The sequence below is a fragment of the Thiomicrospira sp. genome (genome assembly GCF_036568485.1).
Lineage (GTDB): Bacteria > Pseudomonadota > Gammaproteobacteria > Thiomicrospirales > Thiomicrospiraceae > Thiomicrospira.
Genome location: NZ_DATCSL010000115.1, coordinates 1 through 6,848 on the forward strand (window position 1 = coordinate 1; position 6,848 = coordinate 6,848).

Genomic DNA, 6,848 nt, shown 5'->3' on the forward strand with positions numbered 1-6,848 from the left:
ACAACTTGGCCCAAATGCGATCATTGGTGTGTCTTGTTATAACGACTTGTCACGCGCTCAGCAGGTGCAAGCTCAAGGCGCAAATTATGTTGCCTTTGGCCGTTTTTTTGATTCGAAAACCAAACCCCACGCGCCACCTGCGGATTTAGTGACACTAACTCAAGCACGCAAACAACTACAACTCCCGATTGTGGCAATAGGTGGCATTGATAAAAACAATGCACCAGGCCTGCTGCAAGCAGGTGCAGACAGTGTGGCCGTGATTCAGGGATTGTTTGCGCAAACTAACATCCGCCAAGCCGCCACTGACATCGCAGGCCTATTCAAGGTATAATTTTTATTTTTTAGCACAGCGTCACGAAGGCACTAAGATTCTCTTACTTGGCGAAACATTGTTTAGCACCTATGCTAATTAACCCATGTTTCGAACTAACCATTAAGCCCGCTTCGTGTCTCTGTGTCTTCGTGGTTAAACAACAAAAAGGATGCTTATGTCTCGCTCTCATGATCTATTTATCGCCGCTCAAAAACACATTCCAGGTGGAGTTAACTCACCTGTTCGAGCTTTTAAAGGTGTGGGCGGCGACCCGGTCTTTTTTAAATCAGCGAAAGGCGCTTATTTAACCGACGAAGACGATAAGCAATATATTGATTATGTCGGTTCATGGGGTCCAGCGATTTTAGGCCACGCCCATCCAGAAGTGATTCAAGCCGTACAAAAACAAGCTGAACATGGTTTGAGTTTTGGCGCACCTACCGTGCTTGAAACCACTATGGCGGATTTGGTCTGCGAACTCATCCCCTCGTTTGATATGGTGCGTATGGTCAGCTCGGGCACCGAAGCCACCATGACGGCGATCCGTTTAGCGCGTGGTTATACCGGCCGCGACAAAATTGTTAAATTTGAAGGTTGTTATCACGGCCATTCCGACTCCTTATTGGTCAAAGCGGGTTCGGGCGCCTTAACTTTAGGTGTGCCGTCTTCGCCGGGTGTGCCAGCTGCGTTGGCATCTGAAACCCTCACCCTAACCCATAATGATTCAGACGAAGTTCGCAAAGTATTTGCTGACATTGGTGATCAAATCGCCTGCATTATCGTTGAACCTGTGGCTGGCAATATGAACTGTATTCCACCAGAACCGGGCTTTTTAGAAACCTTGCGCGAAGTTTGTGATCAATCTGGCGCGGTGCTTATTTTTGACGAAGTGATGTGTGGTTTCCGGGTTGGTTTAGACGGCGCACAAGGCCGTTATAACGTGATTCCTGATCTAACCACCTTCGGTAAAGTCATCGGCGGCGGCATGCCGGTGGGCGCATTTGGCGGCAAAAAAGAAATCATGAGTCATATCGCGCCATTAGGCCCGGTTTATCAAGCCGGCACCTTGTCGGGCAACCCAATTGCAATGGCCGCAGGCTTAACCACTTTACATCTATTACGTGCGCCCGGTTTCTTTGAAAACCTCGAAGCCAAAACCACACGTTTAGTAAACGGTTTGCAGGCTGTAGCCGATGAAGCTGGCGTGTCCTTTACCACCAACCAAGTCGGCGCGATGTTTGGTTTCTTCTTCTCCGAAGACAAAAACATTACACGTTTTGCTGAAGTCGCCAAATGCGATATGGAACGTTTCCGTAAGTTCTATCACGGCATGTTAAATGAAGGCGTGTATTTAGCGCCATCGGCTTTCGAAGCCGGTTTTGTATCCAGCGCGCATACTGATGCGGATATTGATCAAACCATCGAAGCCGCACGCATAGTGATGAAAACCCTCTAAACCTCGCGTTATCGCGCCTTTTAAATTCCCAATTTAAAAGGCGCGCCCTTCCTCTACCACCAGGCCTGGTGCTTTTCACAAATATAGTGAACTTTCATTACTCCTCATTGCCTTTTAGCGCTTGCGCTTATAGTCTTAGCTAACTTAATCGTTTTGTTAAATCCAGCAAGATTTTCAAAAAAATAGGATTCAGACATGAAAAAAATTTGGATATTCGCCCTCACCGCCTTCACAAGCTGGCCGGTTTTCGCCAGTGATTTAGTCCGCGAATCCAGCATTGGTATGGAACTCGCGCGCGATTTGGCGACCGAAGCCATATTAGCTTGCCGAGCAGATGGCTATTCCGTCAGCGCCGTGGTGGTGGACCGTCATGGCAACCAGCGTGTGGCTTTGCGTGATGATGTCGCCTCTAAATTTACCCTGCAAATCGCTGAAGAAAAAGCCAATGCGGCTTTAATGTCGGGCATCAATTCCGGTACTTTTCGGGAGCAACGTGCTGATATCCGTCCTGAAATGAATCATGTAAACGGCATTTTAATGATGGTGGGCGGCGTACCCATCACCGTAGGCGGTAGTCGAGTTGGCGCGATGGGGGTCAGTGGTGCGCCGGGTGGCGAACGGGATGAAGTCTGTGTTATGACGGCATTGGACAAGCTGGCCGACCGTATTGCTTTCGCTGAATAGTCATTTCGCAATTCAAATTTGGCTAAGGGTTTATGACTGGTTTTGATTCTCTAAAAACCGTATACTTGAGTTAACTACTAGGATATTTAATATGCGCCTTTCAATCTCGGCAGCTCGTTGGCTAAGTTACGGTTTATTAACCAGCAGTTTGTTGTTGGCTGGTTGCACTCAGGAGAAATCTATGTCATCGACCAAAGCGTCTAATCCCAATTTAGAATCGATTGTATTCGGCATGGGCTGTTTTTGGGGCGCTGAACGCCGTATGGGCGAATTAGCAGGTGTGGTTGATGTTGAAAGCGGTTACGCGAATGGTGACATTGAAGCCAACTACGAGGCGATTTTGCAGCACGAGCGTGCCTTGCAACGCGGCCAGAATGCCAACTTACGTAACCATGCCGAAGTGGTTAAAGTGTTTTTTGACCCAAGCCAAGTCAGCCTCGAGCAAGTGCTGATTCAGTTTTGGGAAAACCACAACCCAACTCAAGGTGATCGACAAGGTAATGATGTGGGTTCCAACTACCGCAGTGCGATTTATTTTGCAAACGATCAACAACGTCAACTGGCCGAAGCTACGCGTAACGAATATCAAAAAGCCTTAAGCCAAGCCGGATTGGGTCAGATCACCACCGAAATCGCTGCGCTGCAAAACTATAGCGCGGCAGAAGACTATCACCAAGATTATCTGCAAAAAAATCCAAATGGCTATTGTGGCCTAGGCGGCACCAACGTGCCTTACCCTGGTGCAGAAGGTCAGACAAAATCACAAGCGTCTGTTGCGCCCCTATCTAGTGACGACTTAAACCAAGCCCAACAATTAATTGTGTTTGAAGCTAAAGATTGCGCCTTCTGCGACTTATTTAAAGCCGAAATCCTACAAAATTGGCAAGCCGATGTCGCCGTCACCACCAGCTTATCGCCTGAAGCACCTAAGGGTTGGGAATTAAGCAAACCGCTGTTTGCAACGCCCACCATCGTATTATTTAAAAATGGTCAAGAAGTCTCACGTTATACCGGCTATAACGGCGACCAACAACGCTTTTGGCAATGGCTAGGCTTTGAACTCCTCACACCTGAACAACAACGCATTGCGTTTGAACAAGGCACCGAGCGGCCGTTCACCGGTTCACATTTAGATGAAAAACGCCCTGGCGTATTTGTTGATCCGATTACTGGCGCTCCGCTATTTCGTACCGATACTAAATTTGAAAGCGGGTCGGGTTGGCCGAGCTTTTTTAACCCGGTCGAAGGTGCGCTCACATATCACGAAGATCGTGCTCACGGCATGACCCGCATTGAAGTACGTAGCGCCAGCTCCGGCATTCATTTAGGTCATGTATTTGATGATGGCCCCGCACCGACTTATAAACGTTATTGCATTAATGGCAACGTGCTAAAGTTTGTCGCAGACGAATAAGGACCCCCACGTCATGAAACACAAAATAACCCGACACAAACAAACCACACCCTATTACTCAAAACCTCGCAACCACCAGGCCTGGTGGTTAAGGTTTGGTTTGTTCCTAGCATTCTGTACTGGGGTGAATCTCGCCCATGCGCAAACCCTAAACTTAAGCGACACCCAAATCACTTTACAAGTTACCCAAACCGAGCAGCCCGTAGCACGCGTGTTGTGGTTGCCATCCGAATACGGCATTTTGCCGCAAGAAAAACAACTTGCTCAAAACCTGGCAAAATACGGTTTGGAATCTTGGCATGTTGATTTGTATGAAGCTTTGTTTTTATCGCCCACGCCAAGCGCGGTCGATGAAGTGCCAACCGAATGGCTAGCTGAGATTTTGACGCAAGCGCGCCAGGACGGCTTACCTTTGTTTATTATCGCCGCCAATAAAGCCGCCCAATTAGCCGCACGAGGCTTAGTTGCATTTCAACAAAGCCCACAAAATCAACTGGGGTTAATTCTGATCAATCCTAACCTCTATACCCAAACCCCTGCCCCCGGCGAGCCACCCCAATATTGGCCAGAGACGCAACACCTCAACCTGCCAAGTGTCGTGTTGCAGGCCGAACTTTCACCTTGGCGTTGGCAATTGGCGCAACTACAAACACAGTTAACGCACTCCGGCAGCCCAGTATTTATGCAACTCTTGCCCCAAGTTCGAGATCGGTTTTATTTCCGTCCCGATGCCTTAGAAGTTGAAAATCGTTACCGCGAAAGTTTTACTGACCAACTGCGTCAAGCCATCCAATTACTCACCCCTTATATGGCTCAAGCTCGCCAGAGTCCGACTATTAAAACCGAAGCTATCGCACCGCCAGCCGCAGCTGCCAGCGCAAAAGATGCCTTGCAGCTTTATACAGGTCAACAAGATCGTCCACTCAGTCTGCCGACACTTAACGGCCGCTCAATATCTTTAGCCGATCTTAAAGGACAAGTGGTGTTGCTGAATTTCTGGGCCAGTTGGTGTCCGCCCTGTTTGCATGAAATGCCATCCATGACGCGTTTAAAAGCACAACTGAGTGAGCAAGATTTCGAAATCCTAGCCGTTAATTTAGCTGAGCAGATTGAAGAGTTTGAACCTTTTCTAAAGGCTAACCCAGTGAATTTTCCAGTATTAGTTGATCCACAAGGCCAGGCGATTAAAGATTGGCGTATTATGGCTTACCCCACTACTTACCTTATCGATAAACAAGGCCAAATTCGCTATGGCTTATTTGGTGGAACTGAATGGGATCAACCGCATCATGTTGAACGTATCCAGCAACTACTCAATGAATAACCTTTCTCAACATGTCTATTGCTAGTTTAGTTAGCTTAATTATCGCCTTAATTATTGTGTCCGCTACACCAGGGCCGGGCGTGATTTTAACGATTACGAGAAGCCTACAAAGTGGCATTCGTGCTGGTATTTGGGTGACCGCTGGCATTGTGTTGATAGATATCTTAGTCTTAATTTTAACCCTAAGCGGCTTAAGTCTAGTGGCTCATTGGTCACAACCAGGCCTGCTACTTTTGCAATTAGCTGGAGCGATATTTTTGATTTGGCTCGCTTGGCAAAATTGGCATCGCGCCACAGTGACCAGCGCCACCAAACGCCATCCACCTCAGCAGGATTTCCTGGCTGGCATTCTGGTCAGCCTAACCAATCCGGTATTTTTCTACCTCGCTTTTTTACCCGCATTTATTGATATTTCTAGCCTGAGCTTAAGCCAGGGGTTGCTTCTGATAGGGCTGATTGGCGTGACCTTAAGCTTAGTGTTACTAGGTTATGCGTTTATCGCGGCAAGCTTACAAAGCCGATTACTCACCCCTCAAAAGCAACGCTGGATGAATCGTTTAAGCGCGCTGGTTTTGCTGGGCTTAGCTATATGGCTCGTCTGGCCAAGTTTTTCGGCGCGACTACTCCACTAGCCCAATCAAAACTTGCGCTCAATCAAATTGATGTTAATCGATGGCTTGAACTTCCGCGACGCAACCCTTAAAATTTAATTTAAACAAACAAATCTATTTATGCCTTTTTGGAGAACCCAACAATGTCATCACAGCGTATCTCTGAGTTTTCAGCCATTAGTGGCTTAATGAAAAAAAGTGACGCCGAAATTACCAATGAAATGGCAAAAGTAAAAGATTTTAAACGTCTCGCCCACCAACTGTCCCTATACGACGACCAGGTTGTTAACCGAATCGTGAACGGCTTGCCGCCAGAAAACCGAATGCTGGTCAGAAAAATGACCAACGAACTTCGCGATATGCATCAGTGGGATCGCAGAAGTTCGCGTAACGCCCAAATTTATGGGCGTTACATCTATGAGTCGACCCACTTTAATGTCAAACGTATTCTGCCCAGTTTAATTTTGGCAATGATTTTATTGTCCATGTCGGGCTATATGATCTAAGCGCGATTGCATAACCGCTTAAAACCCTCTAAGCTATAACCAAGCTTTTTACTCAGTTATTAACTTGGTTATTTTTTTATGTCTTTTACGCAAAACTATCTCGAACTCCCGGCCGACTTTTACACCCAATTGTCACCAGAACCCTTGGCACAAGCGCATCTGGTCGCCTTAAACCGTGATTTAATCCAACAACATCAGATCAACCTGAGCGATCAAGACATCCTAGACATCACCAGTGGCGAAGTTGTTGAAGGTATGCATCCTTTGGCACAAAAATACACCGGCCATCAGTTTGGCTACTACAACCCGGACTTAGGCGATGGTCGCGGAATCTTACTGGGTCAATGGCAAACGCCTGAAAATCAGCAGTTTGATTGGCACTTAAAAGGCGCAGGGCGCACGCCCTATTCGCGCCGAGGTGATGGTCGAGCGGTACTGCGTTCGGTCATTCGCGAATACTTAGCGTCCGAAGCTTTGCACGCTTTAGGTGTGCCGACCACGCGTGCTTTAGCGATTGTGAGCGGCGACGAACAAGTT

General features: G+C 47.5%; 8 protein-coding genes. All 8 read left to right on the forward strand.

The annotated features are described in order from the left end of the window. Nucleotides 1–334 (forward strand): thiamine phosphate synthase (locus tag VIM91_RS10930; RefSeq protein ID WP_331864847.1); only part of this gene is annotated, 334 nt, incomplete at its 5' end. Between the two features lie 157 nt (nucleotides 335–491). After that, nucleotides 492–1,772: a glutamate-1-semialdehyde 2,1-aminomutase gene (hemL, locus tag VIM91_RS10935; RefSeq protein WP_331864848.1), complete on the forward strand. Its 1,281-nt coding sequence runs from the start codon at nucleotides 492–494 to the stop codon at nucleotides 1,770–1,772. 195 nt (nucleotides 1,773–1,967) lie between these two features. Then, nucleotides 1,968–2,456, forward strand: coding sequence for a heme-binding protein (locus VIM91_RS10940; RefSeq protein WP_331864849.1), 489 nt, complete (start codon nucleotides 1,968–1,970; stop codon nucleotides 2,454–2,456). A 91-nt stretch (nucleotides 2,457–2,547) separates the two neighbouring features. After that, nucleotides 2,548–3,870 carry a peptide-methionine (S)-S-oxide reductase MsrA gene (gene msrA / locus VIM91_RS10945; RefSeq protein WP_331864850.1) on the forward strand — a complete coding sequence of 441 codons (1,323 nt, stop codon included), beginning with the start codon at nucleotides 2,548–2,550 and terminating at the stop codon, nucleotides 3,868–3,870. 13 nt (nucleotides 3,871–3,883) lie between these two features. Continuing rightward, the gene (locus VIM91_RS10950) at nucleotides 3,884–5,194 is read left to right on the forward strand and encodes a TlpA disulfide reductase family protein (RefSeq protein ID WP_331864851.1); all 1,311 of its coding nucleotides are present in this window, start codon (nucleotides 3,884–3,886) and stop codon (nucleotides 5,192–5,194) included. A gap of 11 nt (nucleotides 5,195–5,205) precedes the next feature. Then, entirely contained in the window at nucleotides 5,206–5,826 is a 621-nt protein-coding gene (locus tag VIM91_RS10955) for a LysE family translocator (protein ID WP_331864852.1), read from the forward strand. A gap of 122 nt (nucleotides 5,827–5,948) precedes the next feature. Further along, complete coding sequence (locus VIM91_RS10960) at nucleotides 5,949–6,311, forward strand: hypothetical protein (protein ID WP_331864853.1); 363 nt, start codon at nucleotides 5,949–5,951, stop codon at nucleotides 6,309–6,311. Between the two features lie 78 nt (nucleotides 6,312–6,389). Further along, nucleotides 6,390–6,848, forward strand: a 459-nt coding sequence (locus VIM91_RS10965) for a protein adenylyltransferase SelO family protein (RefSeq protein ID WP_331864854.1), incomplete at its 3' end; no start/stop codon positions are given.